Annotated in this window: 24 protein-coding genes and 1 pseudogene; 16 read left to right on the forward strand and 9 right to left on the reverse strand. The window is 64.6% G+C overall.

All coding sequences use genetic code 11. From position 1 onward, the window contains the following. Positions 1-72 precede the first annotated feature (72 nt). Entirely contained in the window at positions 73-2,778 is a 2,706-nt protein-coding gene (acnA, locus tag ILT44_RS11855) for an aconitate hydratase AcnA (RefSeq protein ID WP_204239788.1), read from the reverse strand. Positions 2,779-2,997: 219 nt separating this feature from the next. Here acnA and ccmA point away from each other — a divergent pair, with 219 nt between their 5' ends. From ccmA to ILT44_RS11870, 3 genes are read left to right on the forward strand one after another with little or no spacing between them, the layout of a single operon-like run. Further along, on the forward strand, positions 2,998-3,711 hold the full coding sequence (gene ccmA, locus ILT44_RS11860) for a heme ABC exporter ATP-binding protein CcmA (RefSeq protein ID WP_204239789.1): 714 nt from the start codon (positions 2,998-3,000) through the stop codon (positions 3,709-3,711). Next, positions 3,711-4,379 carry a heme exporter protein CcmB gene (gene ccmB, locus ILT44_RS11865; RefSeq protein ID WP_204239790.1) on the forward strand — a complete coding sequence of 223 codons (669 nt, stop codon included), beginning with the start codon at positions 3,711-3,713 and terminating at the stop codon, positions 4,377-4,379. Before ccmA ends, ccmB begins: the two co-directional genes overlap by 1 nt. Before the next feature lie 2 nt (positions 4,380-4,381). Continuing rightward, positions 4,382-4,870, forward strand: coding sequence for a GNAT family N-acetyltransferase (locus ILT44_RS11870; RefSeq protein WP_204239791.1), 489 nt, complete (start codon positions 4,382-4,384; stop codon positions 4,868-4,870). Between the two features lie 164 nt (positions 4,871-5,034). Here ILT44_RS11870 and ILT44_RS11875 read toward each other — a convergent pair whose 3' ends face one another. Next, on the reverse strand, positions 5,035-5,736 hold the full coding sequence (locus ILT44_RS11875; RefSeq protein WP_204239792.1) for an ArsR/SmtB family transcription factor: 702 nt from the start codon (positions 5,734-5,736) through the stop codon (positions 5,035-5,037). A gap of 129 nt (positions 5,737-5,865) precedes the next feature. Here ILT44_RS11875 and ILT44_RS11880 point away from each other — a divergent pair, with 129 nt between their 5' ends. Beyond that, positions 5,866-6,195, forward strand: coding sequence for an NIPSNAP family protein (locus ILT44_RS11880; RefSeq protein WP_204239793.1), 330 nt, complete (start codon positions 5,866-5,868; stop codon positions 6,193-6,195). Further along, a complete protein-coding gene (locus ILT44_RS11885) occupies positions 6,192-6,557 on the forward strand; it encodes an antibiotic biosynthesis monooxygenase family protein (protein WP_204239794.1) in 366 nt (121 codons plus the stop codon). The genes ILT44_RS11880 and ILT44_RS11885 overlap by 4 nt, the downstream gene beginning before the upstream one ends. Here the strand turns inward: ILT44_RS11885 and ILT44_RS11890 are convergent. Further along, on the reverse strand, positions 6,541-7,530 hold the full coding sequence (locus tag ILT44_RS11890) for a M23 family metallopeptidase (protein WP_204239795.1): 990 nt from the start codon (positions 7,528-7,530) through the stop codon (positions 6,541-6,543). The genes ILT44_RS11885 and ILT44_RS11890 overlap by 17 nt on opposite strands. 431 nt (positions 7,531-7,961) lie before the next feature. Here ILT44_RS11890 and ILT44_RS11895 point away from each other — a divergent pair, with 431 nt between their 5' ends. Genes ILT44_RS11895 through ILT44_RS11905 form a run of 3 tightly spaced genes read left to right on the forward strand, consistent with a single transcriptional unit; the run spans position 7,962 to position 9,434 of the window. Further along, positions 7,962-8,702 carry a heme ABC transporter permease gene (locus ILT44_RS11895; protein ID WP_204239796.1) on the forward strand — a complete coding sequence of 247 codons (741 nt, stop codon included), beginning with the start codon at positions 7,962-7,964 and terminating at the stop codon, positions 8,700-8,702. 5 nt (positions 8,703-8,707) lie between these two features. Continuing rightward, on the forward strand, positions 8,708-8,863 hold the full coding sequence (ccmD, locus tag ILT44_RS11900; RefSeq protein WP_204239797.1) for a heme exporter protein CcmD: 156 nt from the start codon (positions 8,708-8,710) through the stop codon (positions 8,861-8,863). Continuing rightward, positions 8,856-9,434 (forward strand): DsbE family thiol:disulfide interchange protein, encoded by a 579-nt coding sequence (locus tag ILT44_RS11905; RefSeq protein WP_204239798.1) that lies wholly within the window; start codon positions 8,856-8,858, stop codon positions 9,432-9,434. The genes ccmD and ILT44_RS11905 overlap by 8 nt, the downstream gene beginning before the upstream one ends. Here ILT44_RS11905 and ILT44_RS11910 read toward each other — a convergent pair. After that, complete coding sequence (locus ILT44_RS11910; RefSeq protein ID WP_204239799.1) at positions 9,400-9,888, reverse strand: YaiI/YqxD family protein; 489 nt, start codon at positions 9,886-9,888, stop codon at positions 9,400-9,402. The genes ILT44_RS11905 and ILT44_RS11910 overlap by 35 nt on opposite strands. A 138-nt stretch (positions 9,889-10,026) precedes the next feature. Between ILT44_RS11910 and ILT44_RS31705 the strand changes: the two genes are divergently transcribed. Then, entirely contained in the window at positions 10,027-11,373 is a 1,347-nt protein-coding gene (locus ILT44_RS31705) for an adenylate/guanylate cyclase domain-containing protein (protein ID WP_204239800.1), read from the forward strand. Positions 11,374-11,459: 86 nt separating this feature from the next. Further along, complete coding sequence (locus ILT44_RS11920; RefSeq protein ID WP_204239801.1) at positions 11,460-11,984, forward strand: hypothetical protein; 525 nt, start codon at positions 11,460-11,462, stop codon at positions 11,982-11,984. A gap of 11 nt (positions 11,985-11,995) precedes the next feature. On the opposite strand, the gene ILT44_RS11925 is transcribed toward ILT44_RS11920, so the two are convergent. Together ILT44_RS11925 and ftsY are read right to left on the reverse strand one after the other, a co-directional pair. Continuing rightward, entirely contained in the window at positions 11,996-12,601 is a 606-nt protein-coding gene (locus ILT44_RS11925) for a septation protein A (RefSeq protein ID WP_204239802.1), read from the reverse strand. A gap of 109 nt (positions 12,602-12,710) precedes the next feature. Next, positions 12,711-14,048 carry a signal recognition particle-docking protein FtsY gene (gene ftsY, locus ILT44_RS11930; protein ID WP_204239803.1) on the reverse strand — a complete coding sequence of 446 codons (1,338 nt, stop codon included), beginning with the start codon at positions 14,046-14,048 and terminating at the stop codon, positions 12,711-12,713. 198 nt (positions 14,049-14,246) lie between these two features. Here ftsY and ILT44_RS11935 point away from each other — a divergent pair, with 198 nt between their 5' ends. Next, complete coding sequence (locus tag ILT44_RS11935; protein ID WP_239468139.1) at positions 14,247-15,092, forward strand: RluA family pseudouridine synthase; 846 nt, start codon at positions 14,247-14,249, stop codon at positions 15,090-15,092. Between the two features lie 201 nt (positions 15,093-15,293). Here ILT44_RS11935 and mtaB read toward each other — a convergent pair whose 3' ends face one another. Both mtaB and dapF read right to left on the reverse strand, forming a co-directional pair. Next, entirely contained in the window at positions 15,294-16,547 is a 1,254-nt protein-coding gene (mtaB, locus tag ILT44_RS11940; protein ID WP_204239805.1) for a tRNA (N(6)-L-threonylcarbamoyladenosine(37)-C(2))-methylthiotransferase MtaB, read from the reverse strand. After that, positions 16,547-17,431 (reverse strand): diaminopimelate epimerase, encoded by an 885-nt coding sequence (gene dapF, locus ILT44_RS11945; RefSeq protein ID WP_204239806.1) that lies wholly within the window; start codon positions 17,429-17,431, stop codon positions 16,547-16,549. Before dapF ends, mtaB begins: the two co-directional genes overlap by 1 nt. A 165-nt stretch (positions 17,432-17,596) precedes the next feature. Here dapF and ILT44_RS11950 point away from each other — a divergent pair, with 165 nt between their 5' ends. Both ILT44_RS11950 and ILT44_RS11955 read left to right on the forward strand, forming a co-directional pair. Further along, positions 17,597-18,352 carry a GyrI-like domain-containing protein gene (locus tag ILT44_RS11950; protein ID WP_204239807.1) on the forward strand — a complete coding sequence of 252 codons (756 nt, stop codon included), beginning with the start codon at positions 17,597-17,599 and terminating at the stop codon, positions 18,350-18,352. 6 nt (positions 18,353-18,358) lie between these two features. Continuing rightward, on the forward strand, positions 18,359-18,961 hold the full coding sequence (locus ILT44_RS11955) for a hypothetical protein (RefSeq protein ID WP_204239808.1): 603 nt from the start codon (positions 18,359-18,361) through the stop codon (positions 18,959-18,961). A 24-nt stretch (positions 18,962-18,985) separates the two neighbouring features. Here ILT44_RS11955 and ILT44_RS11960 read toward each other — a convergent pair. After that, positions 18,986-19,417: pseudogene (locus tag ILT44_RS11960) on the reverse strand (MBL fold metallo-hydrolase); the annotation flags it as partial. Positions 19,418-19,905: 488 nt separating this feature from the next. Between ILT44_RS11960 and ILT44_RS11965 the strand changes: the two are divergent. The 3 genes from ILT44_RS11965 (at position 19,906) to rpsP (ending at position 22,125) form a co-directional block, all read left to right on the forward strand. Further along, entirely contained in the window at positions 19,906-20,130 is a 225-nt protein-coding gene (locus ILT44_RS11965) for a glutathione S-transferase (protein WP_443673958.1), read from the forward strand. Positions 20,131-20,132: 2 nt separating this feature from the next. Continuing rightward, positions 20,133-21,686, forward strand: coding sequence for a signal recognition particle protein (gene ffh / locus ILT44_RS11970; RefSeq protein ID WP_204239811.1), 1,554 nt, complete (start codon positions 20,133-20,135; stop codon positions 21,684-21,686). Between the two features lie 73 nt (positions 21,687-21,759). Beyond that, positions 21,760-22,125, forward strand: a complete 366-nt coding sequence (rpsP, locus tag ILT44_RS11975) for a 30S ribosomal protein S16 (RefSeq protein WP_204239812.1) — start codon at positions 21,760-21,762, stop codon at positions 22,123-22,125. The last annotated feature ends 4 nt before the right edge of the window (positions 22,126-22,129 follow it).

Consider the following 22,129-nt stretch of genomic DNA (forward strand, 5'->3'; position numbering starts at 1 on the left):
AGCGATGGAGCGCCCCGCATTTTTTGAGCCCGCTCCTCATGCGAAGAGCGGGCGTTTTGTTTGTGTCGCGCTTTACGCCGCGAGCTGGCGCAGGACGTACTGCAGGATGCCGCCGTTGCGGAAGTACTCGACCTCCTCCAGCGTATCGATGCGGCAATGGACCGGCACGTTCCGCACCGAACCGTCGGCGGAAGTGACTTCCATCTCCATGCGCTGGCGCGGCTTCAGCTCGCCGGCCAGGCCCTTGATGGTGATGGTCTCATCGCCCTTTAGCCCCAGCGTCTCCCAGGACGTGCCCTGTTCGAACACGAAGGGAGCCACGCCCATGCCGACCAGGTTCGAGCGGTGGATACGCTCGAAGCTCTCGGCGATCACGGCGCGGATGCCGAGCAGCGCCGTACCCTTGGCCGCCCAGTCGCGGGACGAGCCGGTGCCGTATTCCTTGCCGGCGAGAACGATGAGCGGAACGCCCTCGTCCTTGTAGCGCATGGCGGCGTCGTAGATGAACATCCGCTCGCCGGACGGCTGATGGATCGTGTAGCCGCCCTCGACCACGTGGCCGCTCTCGTCACGAACCATCTGGTTCTTGATGCGGATGTTGGCGAAGGTGCCGCGCATCATGATCTCGTGGTTGCCACGTCGCGTGCCGTACTGGTTGAAGTCGGCGACCGCGACCTGATGCTCCTGCAGGTATTTGCCGGCCGGCGAGCTTGCTCGGATGTTGCCTGCGGGCGAGATGTGGTCGGTGGTGATCGAGTCCTGGAACAGGCCTAGGATCCGCGCATTGACGATATCCGTGACGGGCTTCGGATCCTTGGTCATGCCTTCGAAATAGGGCGGGTTCTGCACGTAGGTCGAGCCGGGCGGCCAGGTATAGGTGAGGCCTGGCTCGAAGGTGACCTTCTTCCAGTTGGCATCGCCCGAGAACACGTCGGCGTAGCGGGTCTTGAACAGCTCGCTGGTGATCGTGCGGTCAATGAACTCCTGCACTTCCACGGAGGAGGGCCAGATGTCCTTGAGGTACACCGGCTTGCCGTCGGAGCCTGTGCCCAGCGGATCGTTGACGAGATCCACCAGCATGGAGCCGGCGAGCGCATAGGCGACCACCAGCGGCGGCGAGGCGAGGTAGTTGGCGCGCACGTCAGGGTTCACGCGGCCCTCGAAGTTGCGGTTGCCGGAGAGCACCGACACGGCCACGAGGTCGTTGTCGTTGATCGCCTTCGAGATGTTTTCGGGCAGCGGGCCCGAGTTGCCGATGCAGGTGGTGCAGCCGAAGCCGACAAGGTTGAAGCCGAGCGCATCGAGGTCGCCCTGCAGGCCGGCCTTCCTGAAATATTCCTCGACGATCTGCGATCCGGGCGCGAGCGAGGTCTTCACCCACGGCTTGGAGGTCAGGCCCTTCTTCACCGCATTGCGGGCGAGCAGGCCGGCGCCGATCATCACGCTCGGGTTCGAGGTGTTGGTGCAGGACGTGATCGCCGCGATCACCACGTCGCCGTGGCCGAGATCGTAATTGGCGTCGTCCACCTTCACGCGCTTGCCGATCTCCTGCGCCTTGCGGAACTCCTTCTCCATGGCGCCGAGGAATTCGGGCTTGGCGGTGTCGAGCGTCACGCGGTCCTGCGGGCGCTTCGGGCCGGCGAGCGAGGGCACCACGTCGCCCAGATCGAGCTCCAGGGTGTCGGTGAAGACCGGGTCCGCCATGTCGGGGGTGAGCCACATGCCCTGCGCCTTGGCATAGGCCTCGACGAGGGCGACGCGCTCGTCGGTGCGGCTGGTGGTGCGAAGATAGTCGATGGTCTTGGCATCGACCGGGAAGAAGCCGCAGGTGGCGCCGTATTCGGGCGCCATGTTGCCGATGGTGGAACGATCCGCCACCGTCATGTCGGTGAGGCCGGGGCCGTAGAATTCCACGAACTTGCCGACCACGCCCTTCTTGCGCAGCATCTGGGTGACGGTGAGCACGAGGTCGGTGGCAGTCACGCCCTCACGGAGCTTGCCGGTGAGCTTGAAGCCGATGACCTCGGGGATCAGCATGGAGACCGGCTGGCCGAGCATGGCAGCCTCCGCCTCGATGCCGCCCACGCCCCAGCCGAGAACGGCAAGGCCGTTGACCATGGTGGTGTGCGAATCGGTACCGACCAGGGTGTCCGGATAGGCGGTCTCCTCGCCCGTCGCGGTGTCCTTGCGGGTCCAGACGGTCTGGGACAGGAATTCCAGGTTGACTTGGTGGCAGATGCCGGTGCCGGGGGGAACGACGGAAAAATTCTCGAACGCGGTCTGGCCCCACTTGAGGAAGCGGTAGCGCTCGCCGTTGCGCTGGTATTCCAGCTCCACATTGCGGTCGAAGGCCTTCGGCGTGCCGAACTCGTCCACGATCACCGAGTGGTCGATGACGAGGTCGACGGGCACGAGCGGGTTGATCTTGCGCGGATCGCCGCCGAGGTTCTTCATGGCGTCGCGCATGGCGGCGAGGTCCACCACCGCCGGAACGCCGGTGAAGTCCTGCATCAGGACGCGGGCGGGGCGATAGGCGATTTCCTTCTCGTCCTTGCCCTTGTTGTCGAGCCAGGCGGCCATGGCCTCGATATCGGCCTTGGTGACCGTGCGGCCGTCCTCGTAGCGGAGCAGGTTCTCGAGCAGCACTTTCATGGAGAAGGGCAGCTTGGAGGCGCCTTTCAGGCCGTTCTTCTCGGCCTCCTTGAGCGAGTAATAGGTGTAGGACTTGTCACCGACTTGAAGAGTCTGGCGGGCATTGAAGCTGTTGTTGAGCGTCACGGCGAATCCTCGCGTGCATTTGGGTTACGAACATGTGTTCGGCCGAAAGCGCGATAAGCGCGCGCCGCTCCGGGGGTGCCCGGACAGGGGAGTAAGCGCGCGAGGCGGATTGGACGCCTTGGCGCGCGGCGCAGCCAGGGGTGCTATAGATCATTTCCAACCATCCCGCTACACGGTTTAGAACCATTCTGGGGTGCAATCAGGGCAGGGGTGCGGGGTTTGCGTCTGAGCGTTAACAATTTGGCCTGCGAGCGGGGAGAGCGGCGCATCTTCGAGGGCGTTTCCTTTACGCTCCTGCCGGGCGAGGCCCTGGTGATCACCGGCCGCAACGGCGCCGGCAAATCCTCCCTCCTCGACATCCTGGCCGGGCGCCTGCCGGCAGCAGGAGGCGTGATTCTGCTGGATGATGCCGGCGAGCGGACCTTGCCTGAGTGCCTGCACTATGTGGGCCATCGCGATGCCTTGAAGACTGCGCTCACCGCCGAAGAAAACCTGCAATTCGCCCGAGACTTCTTGGGCAATCCGGCTCTGAAACCCCGAGAGGCGCTCGATGCGGTCGGTCTCGCCCACGCGGCGCGCCTGCCGGTCGCCTTTCTCTCGGCCGGCCAGCGCCGCCGGGTGGCGCTGGCCCGGCTGCTCGTCGCGCATCGGCCGCTCTGGCTTCTCGACGAGCCGACCTCGGCCCTCGACACCGCCTCGCAGGAAACCCTGCGCCTCATCCTCGAACGCCACCGGGAGAGCGGCGGCATGATCGCGGCTTCGACCCATTCGCCGCTGTTCCTGAAGGATGCCAAGGAGATCCGGATCGAGCGCACCCTTACCCCTCCCCCCTATGCGGGAGAGGGGGCATCCTCATCTTCTGTCTTCCCCTCTCCCGGCCCTCTGGGCCACCCTCTCCCGCATAGGGGAGAGGGTACAGGGGGAGAGGGCTAATGCTAAAATCCTTCCGCGCCCTCCTCGTCCGCGACCTCAAGCTCGCCGCCCGCGTCGGCGGCTCGGGCGTCATGGGGCTGATCTTCTTCCTGATGATCGTGACGCTGATCCCCTTCGCCCTCGGGCCGGACCTGAACCTGCTCTCGCGCATCGGCCCAGCGATCCTCTGGATCGCGGCCCTGCTCGCCACGCTCATCGGCCTTGACCGGCTGTTCCAGGCCGATCAGGAGGACGGGTCGCTCGATCTCCTGCGCCTGTCGCACGCGCCGCTGGAGATCGTGGTACTGGCGAAGGTCGTCGCCTACTGGCTCGTGACGGGCCTGCCGCTGGCGATCGCCGCGCCCTTCCTCGGTCTCCTCGTGGCTCTCTCTCCGGAAGGCATGCTCGCCATGGTGGTGACGCTGCTGGTCGGCACACCCGCGCTCACCTTCATCGGCGCGGTGGGAGCTGCGCTCACCTCGTCCTTGCGACGCGGCGGGCTGATCCTGGCGATCCTGGTGCTGCCCTTCATGATCCCGACCCTGATCTTCGGGGTTTCGGCCGCCAACGCAGCACTCGGTGGGACGATTCCCTTCATGACGCCGTTCCTCGTGCTCGTCGCCCTGTCGTTGATCGCGGCGGTGGTCGGCACGGTGGGCGCCGCCGCGGCCCTGCGGTCGGCAGAGTAGCGATGGCCGAGCGCCTCGTCCTTCGCATGCGCCGTTCCCTCGTCGAGCCCGTCGCGGAGTCCGCCTGGCCCACCGGGATCCGGCCGATCCCCTTCGAGCCGGACCGACACGCACAAAAGGTCCATGCGCTCTTGGTGGAGGCCTATTCACGCGGAGGTGGCTATGTCGAGCCCTTCGCGATCTGGTGGCCGAGCCTGCGGGACGATTCCGAATACGATCCGGCGTTGGTGTTCATCGCGGCGAACGAGCGGGATGAGATCGTCGGCGTGGCGCAGTGCTGGACCAGCGCCTTCGTGAAGGATCTCGCCGTCGCTCCAGCCCTGCGCCGGCAGGGCTTGGGCGCAGCCCTGCTGAGCCATGTCTTCCGCATCTTCCGGGATCGCGGAGCTCCACATATCGAGCTGAAGGTGGAAGCCAGCAATCCGTCTGGGGCATTACGGCTCTACCGCTCGCTCGGGTTCGAGGTGTTTGAGTCTTACGAGGTCTCCTGAAATTATCGCTCATCTAACTCTGCCCTCATCCTGAGGAACAGCGCAGCTGCGTCTCGAAGGAGGCTCCAGAGAGCACTGGAACCTCCTTCGAGACGGATTGCTCATGCAATCCTCCTCAGGATGAGGGCTAAGGGTGAGTTAGGGACGAAATGAGCTTTTGCGGCTCAAGCAGCCTGTGAGCTCGTATTCTGGATCGACGTGAACGCCGCTTCGAAACCCTCCACACCCTCGCAGGTGAAGGTCAATACGCGCCCGGCCGCGCGCCGCACCCATTTCTTGTCGATCATTTCGGAAAGGATCGCGGCGCCGAGCGCGCCGCCGAGATGGCTGTGCCGTTCGCTCCAATCGAGGCAGGCGCGACAGACGGGGCGGCGGCTTTTTCCCAGCGCTGCCAGATCGATGCCGAAATCGGCGAAGAAGGCGCGGCCTTTCTCCGTCAAGGCCAGATCCTTCTCCCCATCGATAAGCCCCTGCTGCCGGGCTCCCCTGAGCAGGGCAACGCCCCGCTCACCGGCGAGATGGTCGTAGCAGACACGGGCGGATCTGAGCGCCGCATCCTTCGGGCCGGTCCGCACCCGGGTGGCGCCGGTGCGCTGGGCCAACCCCATCAGGGCCTCCAGCACCTGCGCCACATCGGGGCCGGACAATCGAAAATAGCGGTGGCGGCCCTGCTTTTCCGCGACGAGCAGGTTGGCAGCATCGAGCTTGGCGAGGTGCCCGCTCGCCGTCTGGAGCGTGACGCCCGCGGCTTCGGCGAGCTCGCTCACGGTCAGCGCCCGCCCGTCCATGAGGGTGGTGAGGATGTTGGCGCGGGCCGGATCGCCGAGAAGCGCGGCCACGGAGGCGATGACGGGACCTTCTTTCATACTTCGATCATAGCCGAAGCATCGACGTCAATCAATCGGCTAAGACCGAACTGTCATGAGCATCCTACCCAAGAATGGATTTGCACTTTTGGGATCCATCCGATGCTCCACTCAACAGGATGCTTATCGATGATCACCTGCTTCATTCGCTATGAAATCGACCCCTTCAAGGTCGAAGCCTTCACCGAATACGCCCGCAACTGGGGTCAGGCGATTCCCCGCTGCGGCGCGGATCTGATCGGCTATTATGCTCCCCACGAGGGCTCCAGCACGGTGGCTTACGGCGTGTACAACATCCAGAATCTTGCCGAGTACGAGGCTTATCGCGAGCGTTTGCGCAACGACCCGCAAGGCCGCGCCAATTACGAATTCGCCAAGCGGGAGCAGTTCATTCGCCGGGAGGACCGCATCTTCCTGCGCCTCGCCTCTGCCCCTCATGCGGAGCTGATTAAGCCATGATCGCGGTGATCTTCGAAGTCTGGCCGGATGGGGATGGGGGCAAGCGGGATTATCTCGGCCTCGCCGCGGCTTTGCGCTCCGACCTCATGACGATGGACGGCTTCATCTCCGTCGAGCGCTTCCAGAGCCTGACCGAGCCTGGCAAGCTTCTGTCGCTGTCGTTCTGGCGCGACGAGGAGGCGGTGCGGGCCTGGCGCAACCTGCCCTCCCATCGCACCACCCAAGGGGCGGGCCGCGCCGGCGTTTTCCGCGATTACCGCCTCAGGGTCGCAAGCGTGATCCGGGATTACGGTCTCAACGAGCGCGACGAGGCTCCCGCCGACAGCCGCGCGGCGCACGAGGGCGTCACGGCCTCAAGCTGATGCCGAAGGCCTGCTCGATGGCGGGCTTGCCGCTCCGCTCGACCCGGTAGATCGCCCGATAGAGGCCGGGGCGGAAGCCTCCTTCAGGCTGCTTGATCCCGGAAAACGCCATCCATTGCGCCTTGTCGCGGTCGAGCGGTGAGGCCTTGTTCTGAGCCACCGGCTTGCCATCGGGGTCGAACAGGGTGAGCGTCTGCACGTCGCCGCCTTTGAGGCCGATGGCGCGCACGAAGGCCACCAGGGCAGGGGACCGGGTCGTCGGTATCTCCTGCTCGGCTGCGCCCGATTCGATGGCCTCCATCGTCACGGGACCGCTCGCGAAACCCTTGTTGAGCACGCTGCCCCCCTGATAGGCGAGCGCCCGCTGGAGGGAGGCCTCCCAGAGGGACTTGCCGCCGCCGCAGGATTTTTCCGGCGCGCCGTAAGCGAAGGGATCGATCGGCTTGCCGTCCTTGCGCAGGGTGAAGTGCAGGTGCGGGAACTCGGTCATGCCCGAAAGACCGATCCGCCCGATCCGGTCGCCGGCCTTCAGGGTATCGCCCGACTTCACGGCGAGGCTTCCCTTCGCCATGTGGCAGTACTGCGCCTCCCAGCCGTTGCCGTGATCGACGACGGCGCCGTTGCCGCATTCGGTGTTGGCGACGCTCTGCCGGCCGCGCCCGGTGAGGGCGATGTCCTCCACCCCGTCGCGGGTGCGCAGCACCGTCCCGTCGGCAGCCGCCACCACGTCGACGCCCGCCTTCTGGGCCGCCATGGTCGGCACCCGGATGTCGGTGCCGTCGTGGCCCTCATAGGTCAGCGTGCCGCACTGGTAGTCGCTCGCAGCCGGCGAGGGATCGCGGTCGACGTAATGCTGGATGAAGCAGCCGCGCCCGATCTCGCAGGCGACCGGCAGGCGCAAGGTGATGTCCTGCGCCGAAGCCGGAAGCGCGAGGAAGATGAGGCCGAAAAGGCTGGACAATCCGAGGCGCATGATCGCTCCGCAACAGAGATGCGTGGACTATAGGCTCTCCGGGGTGGCGAATGAAGGGCAAGCGCTTCCTCCCTTCCCGCAAGGGGGAGGGATCGAGGGTGGGGGTCGCAAAGTCAGAACGCTGTGCTTGATGAGGACAGGCCATGCTTGCTACCCCGTCATCACCGGCCTTGTGCCGGTGATCCCGATTGTCTTGAGCGTCGCATTCTTCCGATCGGGATGGCCGGGACAGGCCCGGCCATGACGGAGAGATCTCACCCGGTCGCTCCACCCCTGCCCCTCCACGCAAGGGGGAGGGGAGTGCTACGCACATTTCCGGAATGCCCAATCACGTCCGGAACGCTTACAAGCCATATCCCTGGCAAAAACGTTATTCGGCTTGCGGCGATCTCCACGTTGCAGGCACACTCCAAGACCGCTACATCGATCGCATGATCCGAGAGCTTGCCAATCCGACCCGCTTCATGAGCCTCAGCGGCACGCTTCTGCCGTGGGTGGGGGGACTGGCTGCGATCCTGATGGCCGTCGGACTCTACATGGTCTGGTTCGCCGCGCCCGCCGATTACCAGCAGGGCGAGACGGTCAAGATCATGTATCTCCACGTGCCGGCGGCCTGGCTGTCCCTGTTCTTCTACATGACCATGGCTGCTTCAGCACTCGGCACCCTGGTCTGGCGCCATCCGCTGGCGGACGTGTCGCAGAAGGCAGCCGCTCCCATCGGTGCGGCCTTCACGCTGATCTGCCTCGTCACTGGCTCGCTCTGGGGCAAGCCCATGTGGGGCACGTACTGGCAATGGGATGCCAGACTCACCTCCATGCTGGTGATGCTGCTGATCTATCTCGGCATCCTCGCGCTCTGGCGCGCCATCGAAGAGCCGAACCGCGCCGCGCGTGCCGTGTCGATCCTCACCCTCGTGGGCGCGGTGAACGTGCCGATCGTGAAGTTTTCGGTCGACTGGTGGAATACCCTGCACCAGCCGGCCTCCGTCTTCCGCATCGACGGGCCGACGATTCATCCCTCCATGCTCGTGCCGCTGCTGATCATGGCGGTCGCCTTCACCCTGATGGGCGTAGCACTCCATCTTGCCGGCATGCGCACCGAGATCCTGCGCCGGCGCGTGCGCACGCTCACCATCCTTGAGGCCGAGCGTCTCGACGCACAGGCTGCCTGAAACCGATGTCGCACGGCTTCTTCATCGCCTTTTCCTACATCGTGACCGCCTTGGTGATCGCGGGCCTGATCCTGCGCGCCGTGGTCGATCACCGGATCCAGCGGCGCGCGCTCGCCGATCTCGAATCCCGCGGCATCGGCCGGAGGTCCCGCCGTGGCTGAGGCAACTGAGCGTCCCCGTTCCCGCCTGATCTTCGTCCTGCCAGGGCTGGTCTTTCTCGGTCTCGTGGTGCTGTTCGGCATGCAGCTGATCTCAGGCCGCAACCCGGCCGAGGTGCCCTCGGTGCTCATCAACAAGCCTGTTCCCGTCTTCAGCCTCGCGCCGCTTGAGGGTCTCACAGCCGCCGGCAAGCCGGTGCCCGGCTTCTCCAACGAGGACCTGAAGGGCCGCGTCACGGTGGTGAATGTGTGGGGGTCCTGGTGCGGCCCCTGCCGCCAGGAGCACCCGCTCCTCGTCGACCTCGCCAAGGACCAGTCGATCCGCGTGGTCGGCATCAATCAGCGCGACAACCCGGACAACGCCCGCCGCTTCCTCGGGGCGCTGGGCAACCCCTATGCCGCCGTCGGCGTCGATCCCAACGGCCGCGCCTCAATCGACTGGGGCGTCTACGGCGTGCCGGAAACCTTCATCGTCGGCCCCGACGGCACCATCCGCCACAAGCATATCGGCCCGCTGACGCCGGAGAATTTTGGGGCGTTCAAGGAGAAGCTGCGCCAAATCCCGCGCGCTTGAGCCGGTTGATCGCGACATCCAGCGCCGAAAGGAAGGCCGAACGGTCCTTGGCCGAAAACGGCTTCGGGCCGCCGGTCACATCGCCCATGGCGCGCAGGTCCTCCATGAGATTGCGGGTCGCAAGCGCCATGCCGATGGAGGCCTGCGTGAATGGCTTTCCCGTGGGGCCGATCACGTCGGCACCGGCCGTGACGCAGCGGTGAGCCAGCGGAATGTCGGCGGTAATCACGATGGCGCCGCGCCGGGCGCGTTCGGCGATCCAATCATCGGCCGCATCGAACCCTGCGTTCACCACCACGCGCTCGATCAATGGGCTCTGCGGCACCTGAAGGAAGGCATTCGACACCACGAAGACCTTCACCCGGTGGCGTTCGGCCACCCGATAGATCTCCGGCTTCACCGGGCAGGCATCCGCATCCACATAGATGGTGATCGCTTGGCTGGTCTCGCTCATGGACCATATATTCCTGTGAGATGCGGCGATGCTGCCAAGGTTAAACGGCTCTTCATGCTGGCGTAACGGATCGGTAATAGGCGCTGGGGCAGTCCAGTGACATAACGCATCAACCCCTTGGGAAGCAAAAGGAAGCCCGTGACCCCTCGATCCCGCATCCGCGCCGCCGTGGGCTTCGTCAATGCCTTGAGGACGACACCCGCCCTGAGCGACGCCACCCATCGGCTGATTCGCGAGGCGGATACCAGCGCCCTGCAGCGGGCGGGGATGGCCCGCATGGTCACGGCAGGGCTTCTGCTGCTGGCCGTCGTCGTCACCACGGCTGGGATCGAGCTCGACAACCCCGTAGCGCGCAAGCAGATCCGGGCCGCGGAGCTCACCCTCGTCCTGTTCGGGGCGCTGGGATGGGTCGGCGCCTGGCTTGCCTCGAAACGCGTCGGCATCGAGAGGCTGCCGGTTGTCACGGCCATCCTCGATGCCTTGCTCGTCCTCGGCAATCTCGCCTACAGCCATTGGGGCCTCGGCATTCCCGGCAGTCTCTTCGCCGCCTTTCCCGTCGCCTGGGTGGTTCCGATCACCATGGCGGCGGCGGCGATTCACTACCAGCCCCGCCTTCAAGCCTTCGTGGCCGCCATCTACGTGGCCGGCCTGTCGCTTCTCACCTTCGGCAGCGGTTTCCTGACCGCTGCGGAGCGCCAGGAGGATCTCGCCGCCCTCCAGGGACTGTTCTCGACGCAGGCGAACGCGGTTCGCATCGTCATGGTCTTCGCCGCCGCCCTGATCCTGATCCTCGTGGCGCGCCAGGGGCGGCTGATGCTGGAGCGAGCCGTGCGGGAGACCACGCTGCGCGCCAACCTCACCCGCTACCTGCCGCGCGAGCTCGCGCCCATCCTCACGGACCAGGCCTTTGCGTCCCTACGCCAGGGACGGCGCATTCCGGTGACGGTGATGTTCGTGGACATCCGCGCCTCGACCACGTTCGGCGAGACCATGGAGCCGGCGCAGCTCGCCATCTTCATCACCTCCTTCCGCCGACGGGTGCTGCGGGCGGCCTCCCGGCACGGCGGCGTCATCGACAAGTTCACCGGCGACGGGGCGCTCATCCTGTTCGGGGTGCCGGGTGCTCAGGAGGGCGATGCCAGGCGCGCGCTCGCCTGCGGCCGCACCCTGCTCACCCTCATCGAGCGCTGGAACGTCAAGCGCGGCTTCAACCCGCCGGTGCGGCTCGGCATCGGCATCCATACGGGCGACGTGTTCTGCGGCGTGGTGGGCGACGAGAGCCGCCTCGAATTCACCGTCGTCGGCGAGACCGTCAATATCGGATCCCGCATCGAGCAGGCGACGAAGGCCGTGGATTGCGAGCTCCTGGCCTCGCAGGAAACGGTTGTGGCGGCGGGCGAGGAGGATCTCTGGACGGAGGTCGAATGCGATCCGCTGCCGGGGGTCACGCGCAGGATGGTGCTGATGAGGCCAAAGCTGCTTTGATCACCTGTTAGCGGAGCGTAATGTATTTACAAATCATCACGTGATGGGCAATTTGACGGACCTACAGTAGAACAAAGCGATCTCAAATGAAGTCCGATCAAGAGCGACAAGAATCGACAGATAAAAGCCTTGTTCGAAAGTACAAACAAGACGCTTTCTCGACCACACTCATTTCTCTTTTCCTGATATTGTTCAGCGTTGTATGCTGTTATCTCGTCTGGGACGAATTCTTCGGGACGCCTCCAGATCCACGGAAATTATCCAGAGCTTCGGCGAAACTTCTAGCCTCAGCTCCGATGGAGTTTCGCATACTCTTCTTCGCTGCTATGGGCTCGATCTTTGCTGCGATGGGTGTCCGTTTCATCCGGAAATTATTCGCCAACCCAAGCGTTATTTCCATCAGCCCTGCTGGTATTGAATACGAGAAAAGCTCCGGACGAAAGAAGTCCATCTCATGGGCTGAGATGAAGGACGTCACTTTTCATAGGGGCACAGCCCAAATCCGCGGCCAGGCTGCTTCGATCAATATTTCGCTCTTCATTCATGGGATAGGCCGACAAGAAATCCTGCGCGGCATCGAGCAACACCGCCCTGATCTCATAGAGAAATAATATCTCTAAGCTCAGGTCCCAGCCGCGTCTTCCGCCTTCTTGGTCTCGTGCTTCAGCAGCAGCGGCGTCTGGGCGAGGGCGAAGGCGATGGTCAGCGGCATGATGCCGAAGACCTTGAAGCTGACCCAGAAATCCGTGGTCTGCGTGCGCCAGACGATCTCGTTGATCGCCGCCAGCGCGAAGAAGAACAGGGCCCAGCGCAGGGTCAGCTTGCGCCAGCCCTCATCGGTGAGCTCGAACATGCTGTCGAGGACGATCTGGAGCAGGGGCTTGCGGAAATAGAGGCCACCCAGCAGCACGAGCCCGAACAAGGTGTTCACGATGGTGGGCTTGAGCTTGATGAAGGTCTCGTCCTGGAGAAAGAGGGTGAGCCCGCCGAAGACCACCACCACGATGCCCGACACCACCGGCATGATCGGCAGCTTGCGGATGAGCCCGTAGCTGATGCCGAGCGCGATCACGGTCGCCACGATGAAGATTCCCGTGGCGGCGAAGATGCGCTGGTTTTCCGCGAAGCCGAAACGGTCGCCATAGGCATTGCCGAGAAAGAACAGGGCGAGCGGCCCGAGTTCGAGGGCGAGCTTGAGCAGGGGAGGGAGGCGTTTTTCGTCGGTCATGAGGTTGCTTCTAGCGCATCGTGCGGAAAAGTGGACCCGGTTTTCCGCTCAAACGATGCGCCAGCTAAGGAGGTGAGCATCGGATCGATCCTAAAAGTGCATTCCACTTTTAGGTCCGATGCTCAAGCCCGGCAATGGCTTTTGCGAAATCCCGTGCGGTGAAAGGCTCCAGGTCCTCCACCCCCTCGCCGACGCCGATGAAATGCACCGGCAGGCGGAATTTTTCCGCGAGCGCCACCAGGATGCCGCCCCGCGCCGTGCCGTCGAGCTTGGTCATCACGAGGCCCGTCACGCCCGCCGCCTTCTGAAACAGCTCGACCTGGCTGATGGCGTTCTGGCCCACGGTGGCGTCGAGCACGAGGAGCGTGGCATGGGGGGCGCTGGGGTCGAACTTCTTGACCACGCGCACGATCTTTTCGAGCTCGGCCATCAGCCCGGCCTTGTTCTGCAGGCGACCGGCCGTGTCGATGAGCAGCACGTCCGAGCCGTTGGCCTTCGCTTCGTGGAGCGCATCAAAGGCGAGGCCTGCCGCATCGGCGCCCTGCGCGCGGGCGAGCACCGGCGCTCCGACGCGCTCGCCCCACACCTTCAGCTGCTCGATGGCGGCCGCGCGGAACGTATCGCCGGCGGCGAGCATCACCTTCAAACCCTGCTGCCGGAACTTTTGGGCAAGCTTGCCGATGGTGGTGGTCTTGCCCGCCCCGTTCACGCCGATCATCAGAATGACGAAGGGTTTCTGCGACCGGTCGACGATGAGCGGCTGCGCCACGGGCTGAAGCGTCTTCTCCACCTCGCCGGCCAGGATGGTCTTCACCTCCTGGGGCGAGATCTCCTTGTTGTAGCGGCCGGCGGAGATCGCCTCGGTGATCCGCATGGCGGTGGGCACGCCGAGATCCGCCTGGACGAGGGCATCCTCCAGCTCCTCGAGGGTCGCCGCATCGAGCCTGCGCTTGGTGAAGAGGCCGGTGACGCTGTCGGACAGGGACGAGGAGGTGCGGCGCATGCCCTCGGTGAGACGCTGCCACCAGCCGCGAGCCGGGGCGGGCTGGGCTTCGGGAGTGATCTCGGCGGGAGCGAGCTCAGGAGAGGCCAAGTCCGCGACGGTGATGTCCGGACGCAGCTCGGGGCCCTGCTCGGTGACGATGCGCGGCAGCGGCTCCTGCGGATTGCTGCTCTCCGGATCGAGGCCCTCGATGGGCTGAAGATCGGCGCCGGCCAGTTCCGCCGGAATCTTGTTCTCCTCCGGCGTGTCGGGGGAGGCGGTGGTTACGGTCGGGGGAGCGGCCGCGAGGTCGTCCGCTCCGGTGGTGGGCGGGGAGGGCATCGCCTCCGGCGTGCCGCCGGCCTGCGGCGTTTCCGGCGCGGGTGAGGGAGCCTGGGGTGCGTCAGCCTTGCGCCCGAACAGACGGGAGAGGAATCCGGGCTTGTCGGGCTTCGTATCGGCCATGGCTCTCGCTTCTCGAAATCTCGTGCTTGCATAAACTTGTGCGCCTCGATAGCGCATCGTGCGGAAAAGTGGGAACCGGTTTTCGCTGACGCGGCCCTCCGGGTCCGCACCCAACGATGCGCCAACATTAAGCGTAAGCATCGGATGAGTCCCAAAAGTGGGTTCCACTTTTGGGTCCGATGCTCTAGCCGAGGCATCATGAATGCGGAAGAGATAGTGTCCCGATTGCTGTATCGTGATGCCCTGATGCTCGTGATCGACAAGCCTGCCGGTCTGCCCGTGCATCCGGGCCCCAAGGGCGGCGAGACCCTGTTTCATCACCTCGACGCCCTGCGCTTCGGTTTGCCGCGCCGCCCGGAGGCGGCTCACCGCCTCGACAAGGACACGTCGGGCTGCCTCGTGCTGGGCCGCCATCCGAAGGCCATCGCCCGCCTCAACGAGCTGTTTCGGAAAAACGAGGTCGACAAGGTCTACTGGGCCGTGGTCGAGGGCGGGCCTCAGGCCGACGAAGGCGAGATCGATCTTCCGCTTGCGCCGAAATCGCCCGAGCGCGGCTGGTGGATGAAGGTGGACCCGAAGGGCCAGCCCTCGCTGACCCGGTGGCGGGTGCTGGGGCGGAGCCACACCTCCCCCTCGAGGGGGGAAGTCGCACAGCAGGTGCGGGAGGGGGTGGAAACACAATCTATGTCGGTGCTTCCACCCCGCCCCGGAGCGCTTACGCGCTCCGACCCTCCCCCTCAAGGGGAGGATGAAAAGAGCTTTACCTTCCTCGAACTGCGCCCGATCACCGGCCGTACCCACCAGCTGCGCGTCCATTGCGCAGCCTCGGGCTTTCCGATCTTGGGCGATCCCATTTACGGCACCGCACCGCGGTTCAACGGTCCGGGCCTGCACCTCCATGCGCGCAGCGTCACCATGCCGCTCTATCCCAAGAAGCCGCCAATCCTCGTGGAGGCACCTCTGCCCGCGCATATGCGCGAGCGAATCGCTGCATGCGGCGTCATCCCGGACGGCGCAGCCGATCCGGGATCGGCAGCAGACTAGAGCACGTATTCCATCTCCAAGGAGGAATGAGCAGGGCGATGCGACACCTTCCCGTCATGGCCAGGCTTGTCCCGGCCATCCTGATGTGAAAAACGCCGCGCTTCTCTGATCGAGATCACCCGCACAAGGCCGGTGATGACAGGGAGCTTTATCGGATCGCGATCCCGGATCTCCGCTGCGCTCCGTCCGGGATCCGGCTCGTCATGCCGCCAGCAATTCCTTGCCGTCGTGCCCGGCGATGGTGGTCGGCACGATGGTGCCCGGCGTCACCGCCTGTGCGAAGCGCACCAACGTAAATCCTTCCGTGCGGCCGAGCTGGTTCGACTCGATCAGCACATTGCGGCGGGCGCCGACCTCTGCCGAGAGATGCTTCAGCAACGCGGCCTCGCCGTTCTCGCGCAGGCGGCGGGCGCGGTCCTTCACCACGTCGCGGGCGACCTGCGGCATGCGGGCGGCCGGGGTGCCGGGGCGCGGCGAGAAAGGGAAGACGTGGAGATGGGTGAGGCTGCATTCCTCGACGATGGCGAGGGAGCGTGAGAACATCTCCTCAGTCTCGGTCGGGAAGCCCGCGATAATGTCTGCGCCGAAGACCATGTCGGGGCGCAAGCTTTTCACCTGCTCGCAGAAGGCAATGGCGTCGTTTCGCAGATGACGTCGCTTCATGCGCTTGAGGATCATGTCGTCGCCGGCCTGCAGGGAGAGATGCAGATGCGGCATCAGGCGGGACTCGTTGGCGATCACGTCGAGGAGGTCGTCGTCCGCCTCCACCGAATCGATGGACGAGATGCGCAGCCGCTCGAGTTCCGGCACGTGGCGCAGGAGGCCTTTCACCAGGGTGCCGAGCTTCGGCTCGCCGGGCAGATCCTTGCCGTAGCTGGTGATGTCGACGCCGGTGAGCACCACCTCGCGGGAGCCGTGCTCCACGAGGGTCCGCACTTGGCTGACCACTGCGCCCATGGGCACCGAACGGGAATTGCCGCGACCATAAGGGATGATGCAGAAGGTGCAGCGGTGGTCGCAGCCGTTCTGCACCTGCACGAAGGCGCGGGTGCGCCCGCGCATGCCGTCGATGAGGTGCACGGCGGTTTCCTTCACCGCCATGATGTCGTTGACCAGAACCTTTTCCGATGCGCCGACGCCGAAATCACGCATGCCGGCCCAGGTTTCGGCCTTCATCTTCTCGTGGTTGCCGACGACCTGAGAGACTTCCGGCATGGCGGCGAAGGCCGCGGGCTCCACTTGCGCCGCGCAGCCCGTCACGATGATGCGGGCATCCGGCTTCTCGCGGGCGAGCTTGCGGATCGACTGGCGCGCCTGGCGCGTCGCTTCGCCCGTCACGGCACAGGTGTTGACGATCACCACCTCGCCAAGTCCCGCGTCTTCCGCGTGGCGCTGGATGGCCTCCGACTCATAGGTGTTGAGCCGGCAGCCGAAGGTGACGACTTCGACGCTCATCAGGCCACCGCCGCGAAGAGGGCCGGCGAGAGAATGCCCTCGTGCTCCAGCTCGGTCGGGCCGGTCATGAGCACGTGGTCGTCGCTCTCGCGCCATTCGATGATGAGGTCGCCTCCGGGCAGCGCCACCACGGCCCTGCGGCCGGTGAAGCCCTTGCGCGCGGCGGCCACGAGCGTCGCGCAGGCGGCGGAGCCGCAGGCGCGTGTCGCCCCGGCTCCACGCTCCCAGACACGCAGGATGATATGCTCGGGGTTTTGAACCTGAGCGAACGAGATGTTGGCGCGCTCCGGCAGGGCCGGATCGTGCTCGAGAACGGGACCGATGGCGGCGAGGTCATAGGCCAGCGCGTCCTCGACCCAGAAGATGATATGCGGGTTGCCCATGCTCACGGCCGAGGGCCCTTGAAGCTCGGGAGCCTCGGGCAGCTTCGTGTCGAGGGCGATGGTGCGGGTGTCCGGATAGGGATCGCGCAGGGGGATCTCGTTCCACCCTAAGCGCGGCGGGCCCATGTCGACGGTGAAGATCCGGTCCGAGACGCGTTCCACGGGCAGGAGCCCAGCCTTGGTCTCGAGGACGAGGTCGCCCTCCAGGGGGCGGCTCATGATCGGGTCGGCCGCCATCGCCCAGGCGACGCAGCGGGTGCCGTTGCCGCAGGCGCCGGCTTCCGATCCGTCCGTGTTGTAGATGAGCATGAAGGCATCGGTGCCCGGCGTGACGGGATCGTGCAGCACCATCAGCTGATCGAAGTGCGAGCGCGGATCGGCCGCGATGGCGCGGGCCTCCGCCGCGCTCACGCGATGGGGTGAGCCGCGCAGGTCAAGCACGGTGATCTCGTTGCCGAGACCGTTCATTTTCAGGAAGCGGCTGTTCGAAAGGGCACTCATACGCCCGTATATGGCTGAAAAAGCCGGAAATCGCGAGAGGGGTCTCGAGCGCCTGCTGCCATCTGTCCTCCACAGCGGCTTGAGGCCGCTCTCGCCGCTGTACGGAAAGCCTCTTATGGTGCAGCAAGGTATCCTTTCTTGATTCGCGGGTTAGGCGTTTTTCTCATGCGGCTGCGCTCTTCTCATCTAGTTCTGGTCATGGCCCTTGGCTCCAGCGTCGTCCTGGCGCAGACGCCTCCGGCGGCGAGCCCACCGGCGTCCCCCGCTCCAGCACCGGCACCTGCCACTCCCCAGCCGGCACCGCAGGCGCAGACCACGCCAAACCCTGCTCCGGCCGAGGCCCCCTCCCAGGCCCCCACGACCGCGCAGCCAGCCCCCACGCCGTCGCCCGCGAGCCCCGCACCCGCGCAGCAGGCCGGCCGCACGACCCTCTTCCCCACTCCGAGCGACCCGAGCGGTGTGGAGGAGGGCGTGCTCGTGTCGAAGCCCACGGTGGTGCTCGCCGGCATCAGCACCTGGGACGAGGCTTTCGACAACCTGAAGAATGCCTTCGCCACCATCGAGGCCGAGATGAAGAAAGTCGGGATCGCGCCGGCGGGTCGGCCGCTCACGATCTTCGTCGACACCGACGACAACGGCTTCAAGTACGAGGCGATGGTGCCGATCGCCCAGGTGCCCGAGGGCAAGACGGAGCTCACGCCCGCCGTCAAGTTCGGCAAGACGCCGGAGGGCAAGTCCTTCCGCTTCGTGCACAAGGACGCCTACGACGAGATCGACGGCACCTACGAGACGATCACGGCCTATCTCGACATCAAGGAGATCGTGGCCAAGGACGCTTTCATCGAGGAATACGTGAGCGACTTCACGGATTCGCAGGACACCGATTTCGAGGTGAACATCTACGTTCAGCCCAAGGAGTGAATGTGAATGTCACGTGCGTCGCACGGCATCATGCGCCTGACGAGCCTCGGTCTCTGGATCGGCGTGGAGACCTTTGCTTCCACATCGGCCCTCCCCGAGACGTTATGGATCCAGAAGACGGAATGCCACGCTAACGAAAAGTATTTCATCATCGAGCAGACTACGCGTGACGGCTCTCCACGCCACATCGTTCGCTCAAAATCGCATCCTGATCAGACCTTCGCTTGTCTCTATGAGGTCAAGGATGGCGACTTCGAATTGAATGACGCTTCCACGCGGTATTCACTCCGAGATCTGAAATTGCATTTCCTTATTCTGGAAGATGGGCCTGGACCTGGTCGATTCCTCGACGTCTACGATTTGAGGACGCGAGAACGCATTCTGAACGGTCATTTCTTTAATGAGCGTGGTCAATCGATCTCGGATGAGGAGATTTCCTATTGGGAAACGGAAGGCAATCTTCCTGGAACCTGCAAAAAATACGGCGAGAACATCAAGTCCGATACAGTTGCTGTTATCGAACGGGAAGTGGTGTTCGAGTTTCAGTCCCGATCATTGAAAAAGAGCAAGAAAACTCGCTGTATCAATCTTCCAGTCAATATCCTTTGAGAGTGACTGAGGGAGGGCTCAGCTTCAGGCTGCCGCATCATATACCTCGCCAGGCCGCAATGCCCTGAACCGTTCCGGCGGAATTTCCGCCGCCTGGAGCACGGCGGCGAGGTCCTGCGGCGGCTCCTCAATCCCCTCGTCGGTGAGCCGGAACGTGCCCCAATGGTGGCCCAGCGCCTGCTCGGCCTCGACGATGCGCAGCACTTTCACCGCATCCTCCGGGTTCATGTGCTGCGGCTTCATGAACCAGCGCGGTTCATAGGCGCCGATGGGCAGGTGCGCGAGGCGGGGCTTGCCGAAGCGCTCGCGCACGGCGTGGAAGATCTTGCCTTCCCCGAAGCCTGTGTCGCCGATGTGGTAGATCGTGCCGGCGGGGGTGGTGAGCACATAGGCGCACCACAGCGCCATGCGCCGGTCGTTGATGCCCCGCGCCGACCAGTGATAGGCGGGCTCGAGAAGGACCATCCAAGTCAGCGAAACGCTTGATGGTTGGCTTGAAACCGCCGTTTAGATTGTATGTCGCATCCATACCAAAGATGTAATAGAATCATGTAGTTAGTAAAGTACTAATAACTGGGGCATTTTGGCCCAGATCAATCGTGGCCAGTGTATTCGGACTAGGATCAGTGCCAGGCTAAAACTATCGTTGAGCCCTTTTCCTTGACTCCGTTCCCTTTTCCCCTTAAGCGCTGGCCGCAAATCTGTAGAGCGAGCCCTTTTGAGCCGCCGACCAGCCCGCGAGGCTGGAGGTCAACGTCCGACAGCGCGATGCGCCCTCGGGCGCGCTTCTCTTTGGGGTTCCTCTTGAACGACCCTCATCCTGAGGAGCCTGCGCAGCAGGCGTCTCGAAGGAGGGTCTAGCGGGCGCTGGAGACGCCTCTTCCTTCGAGACGGACCTGACGGTCCTCCTCAGGATGAGGCTGCGAAAGTGCTCTCGCAAAAGGATGAAACGAATGTCGGACGGCATATTGCGCATCGAGGACGCGGTCAACGAGACCTGCCCGTGGTCGGGGAAGCCGATCGCGGCGGATTCGCTCACCCTCTATCGCGGCGAAGTGGTCGGCTTCTGCAATCCGGGTTGCCGCGACAAGTTCGAGGCGGCCATAAGCCACTTTGAAAAGGCCCTTGCGAAGAGCGATGTACCTCTCATCGCAAAAGGAATTGAGTGATCATGTTCGAAGGCCTTTCCGACAAGCTTTCCAATATCCTCAGCGGGCTGACGCGCCGCGGCGCGTTGACGGAAGAGGATGTCAACGCGGCCCTGCGTGAGGTCCGCCGCGCCCTGCTCGAGGCCGATGTGGCGCTGGAGGTCGTGCGCTCGTTCACGGATAAGGTGCGTGCCCGCGCGGTCGGCGCGGAGGTCGTGAAGTCCGTCTCTCCCGGCCAGCAGGTGGTCAAGATCGTCCACGACCAGCTCGTGGAGATGCTGGGCGCGGATGCGGAGGTGATCAGCCTCAACGCGGTCCCGCCGGTCGGCATCCTCATGGTCGGCCTGCAGGGCTCGGGCAAGACGACCACCACCGCCAAGATCGCCCGGCGCCTGAAGGATCGCGAGAATCGCCGCGTGCTCATGGCCTCCCTCGATACGCGTCGTCCGGCCGCGATGGAGCAGCTTGCGGTGCTTGGCAAGCAGGTCGGCGTCGACACGCTGCCCATCGTCGCCGGCCAGTCGGCGGTGCAGATCGCCCGGCGCGCCATGGAAGCGGCGCGGCTTGGCGGCTACGACGTCGTCATGCTCGATACCGCCGGCCGCGTCACGGTGGATGAAGCCCTGATGGTGGAGGCGGCCGAAGTGCGCGCTGCCACTGGCCCGCACGAGGTCCTGCTCGTCGCCGATGCGCTCACCGGACAGGACGCGGTCAACACGGCGCGCGCCTTCGATCAGCGCCTCGGCGTTACTGGCATCGTGCTGACGAGAATGGACGGCGATGCCCGCGGCGGTGCGGCTCTGTCGATGCGCGCCGTCACCGGCAAGCCGATCAAGCTCATCGGCACGGGCGAGAAGGTCGATGCGCTGGAGGAGTTCCATCCTTCGCGCGTCGCCAACCGCATCCTCGGCATGGGCGACATCGTCTCGCTGGTCGAAAAGGCGGCCGAGAATTTCGACGCCGAAAAAGCCCAGCGCATGGCCGACAAGATGCGCAAGGGCAAGTTCGATCTCGAAGACCTGCGCGATCAGCTGGCCCAGATGGAAAAGATCGGCGGCATCGGCGGGATGCTCGGCATGCTGCCCGGCATCGCCAAGATGAAGTCGCAGCTCGAGAATGCCAACCTCGACGACAAGGTCATCAAGCGCCAGCGCGCCATCATCGATTCCATGACCCCGGCCGAGCGCCGCAACCCCGACATCCTCAAGGCCTCGCGCAAGAAGCGCATCGCGGCGGGTGCCGGCATGAAGGTCGAGGACATCAACAAGCTGCTCAAGATGCACCGCCAGATGGCCGACATGATGAAGATGATGGGCGGCGGCAAGGGCAAGGGCATGGCAGGCCAGCTCGGCAAGATGTTCGGCCTCGGCGGCGGCATGGGCGGCATGCCCCAGCCTAGCCCTGAGCAGATCGAAGCCCTGCAGAAGCAGATGGGCGGCAAGCTGCCCGACTTCCCCGGCGGTGCCAGCGGCCTTCCGGCGATGCCGAAGGGCCTGCCCGGTCTTCCGGGTCTGGGCGGGGCTAAGATCCCGGGCCTGCCGGGCATCGGCGGCCTCCCGTTCGGGAAGAAGAAATAGGTTTCGTCGTTCCCGCCTTCGCGGGGATGACACGAAGGCAAGTTTGATCACAGGACACCAAAAGGAGTATCCCATGTCCCTGAAGATCCGTCTCACCCGTGGTGGTGCGAAGAAGCGTCCCTACTACCGCATCGTTGTGGCCGACTCGCGCTCCCCGCGCGATGGCCGCTTCATCGAGAAGGTCGGCACCTACGACCCGATGAAGCCGAAGGATGACGCTGGCCGCGTCGTTCTCGACAACGAAAAGATCCAGGCCTGGCTCGCCAAGGGCGCCCAGCCGACCGACCGCGTCCTGCGCTTCCTCGATGCCGCCGGCCTCCTGAAGCGTTCGCCGCGCAACAACCCGCAGAAGGCCGTTCCGGGCAAGAAGTCCCAGGAGCGCGCCGACGCCAGGGCCGCTGCGGCTGCGGCTCCCGCCGGCGAAGGCGAGGCTGCGTAAGGCT

The sequence above is a fragment of the Microvirga arvi genome (genome assembly GCF_016892765.1).
Classification (GTDB): Bacteria; Pseudomonadota; Alphaproteobacteria; order Rhizobiales; family Beijerinckiaceae; genus Microvirga; species Microvirga arvi.

What these genes read in the sequence shown, in the direction of transcription:
- ccmB (WP_204239790.1), top strand. Translation starts at nt 3,711, where the DNA reads ATGCTAAAATCCTTCCGCGCCCTCCTCGTCCGCGACCTCAAGCTCGCC.
- ILT44_RS11870 (WP_204239791.1), top strand. Translation starts at nt 4,382, where the DNA reads ATGGCCGAGCGCCTCGTCCTTCGCATGCGCCGTTCCCTCGTCGAGCCC.
- ILT44_RS11875 (WP_204239792.1), bottom strand. Translation starts at nt 5,736, where the DNA reads ATGAAAGAAGGTCCCGTCATCGCCTCCGTGGCCGCGCTTCTCGGCGAT.
- ILT44_RS11880 (WP_204239793.1), top strand. Translation starts at nt 5,866, where the DNA reads ATGATCACCTGCTTCATTCGCTATGAAATCGACCCCTTCAAGGTCGAA.
- ILT44_RS11885 (WP_204239794.1), top strand. Translation starts at nt 6,192, where the DNA reads ATGATCGCGGTGATCTTCGAAGTCTGGCCGGATGGGGATGGGGGCAAG.
- ILT44_RS11890 (WP_204239795.1), bottom strand. Translation starts at nt 7,530, where the DNA reads ATGCGCCTCGGATTGTCCAGCCTTTTCGGCCTCATCTTCCTCGCGCTT.
- ILT44_RS11895 (WP_204239796.1), top strand. Translation starts at nt 7,962, where the DNA reads ATGATCCGAGAGCTTGCCAATCCGACCCGCTTCATGAGCCTCAGCGGC.
- ccmD (WP_204239797.1), top strand. Translation starts at nt 8,708, where the DNA reads ATGTCGCACGGCTTCTTCATCGCCTTTTCCTACATCGTGACCGCCTTG.
- ILT44_RS11910 (WP_204239799.1), bottom strand. Translation starts at nt 9,888, where the DNA reads ATGAGCGAGACCAGCCAAGCGATCACCATCTATGTGGATGCGGATGCC.
- ILT44_RS11920 (WP_204239801.1), top strand. Translation starts at nt 11,460, where the DNA reads ATGAAGTCCGATCAAGAGCGACAAGAATCGACAGATAAAAGCCTTGTT.
- ILT44_RS11925 (WP_204239802.1), bottom strand. Translation starts at nt 12,601, where the DNA reads ATGACCGACGAAAAACGCCTCCCTCCCCTGCTCAAGCTCGCCCTCGAA.
- ftsY (WP_204239803.1), bottom strand. Translation starts at nt 14,048, where the DNA reads ATGGCCGATACGAAGCCCGACAAGCCCGGATTCCTCTCCCGTCTGTTC.
- ILT44_RS11935 (WP_239468139.1), top strand. Translation starts at nt 14,247, where the DNA reads ATGAATGCGGAAGAGATAGTGTCCCGATTGCTGTATCGTGATGCCCTG.
- mtaB (WP_204239805.1), bottom strand. Translation starts at nt 16,547, where the DNA reads ATGAGCGTCGAAGTCGTCACCTTCGGCTGCCGGCTCAACACCTATGAG.
- dapF (WP_204239806.1), bottom strand. Translation starts at nt 17,431, where the DNA reads ATGAGTGCCCTTTCGAACAGCCGCTTCCTGAAAATGAACGGTCTCGGC.
- ILT44_RS11950 (WP_204239807.1), top strand. Translation starts at nt 17,597, where the DNA reads ATGCGGCTGCGCTCTTCTCATCTAGTTCTGGTCATGGCCCTTGGCTCC.
- ILT44_RS11955 (WP_204239808.1), top strand. Translation starts at nt 18,359, where the DNA reads ATGTCACGTGCGTCGCACGGCATCATGCGCCTGACGAGCCTCGGTCTC.
- ILT44_RS11965 (WP_443673958.1), top strand. Translation starts at nt 19,906, where the DNA reads ATGAAACGAATGTCGGACGGCATATTGCGCATCGAGGACGCGGTCAAC.
- ffh (WP_204239811.1), top strand. Translation starts at nt 20,133, where the DNA reads ATGTTCGAAGGCCTTTCCGACAAGCTTTCCAATATCCTCAGCGGGCTG.
- rpsP (WP_204239812.1), top strand. Translation starts at nt 21,760, where the DNA reads ATGTCCCTGAAGATCCGTCTCACCCGTGGTGGTGCGAAGAAGCGTCCC.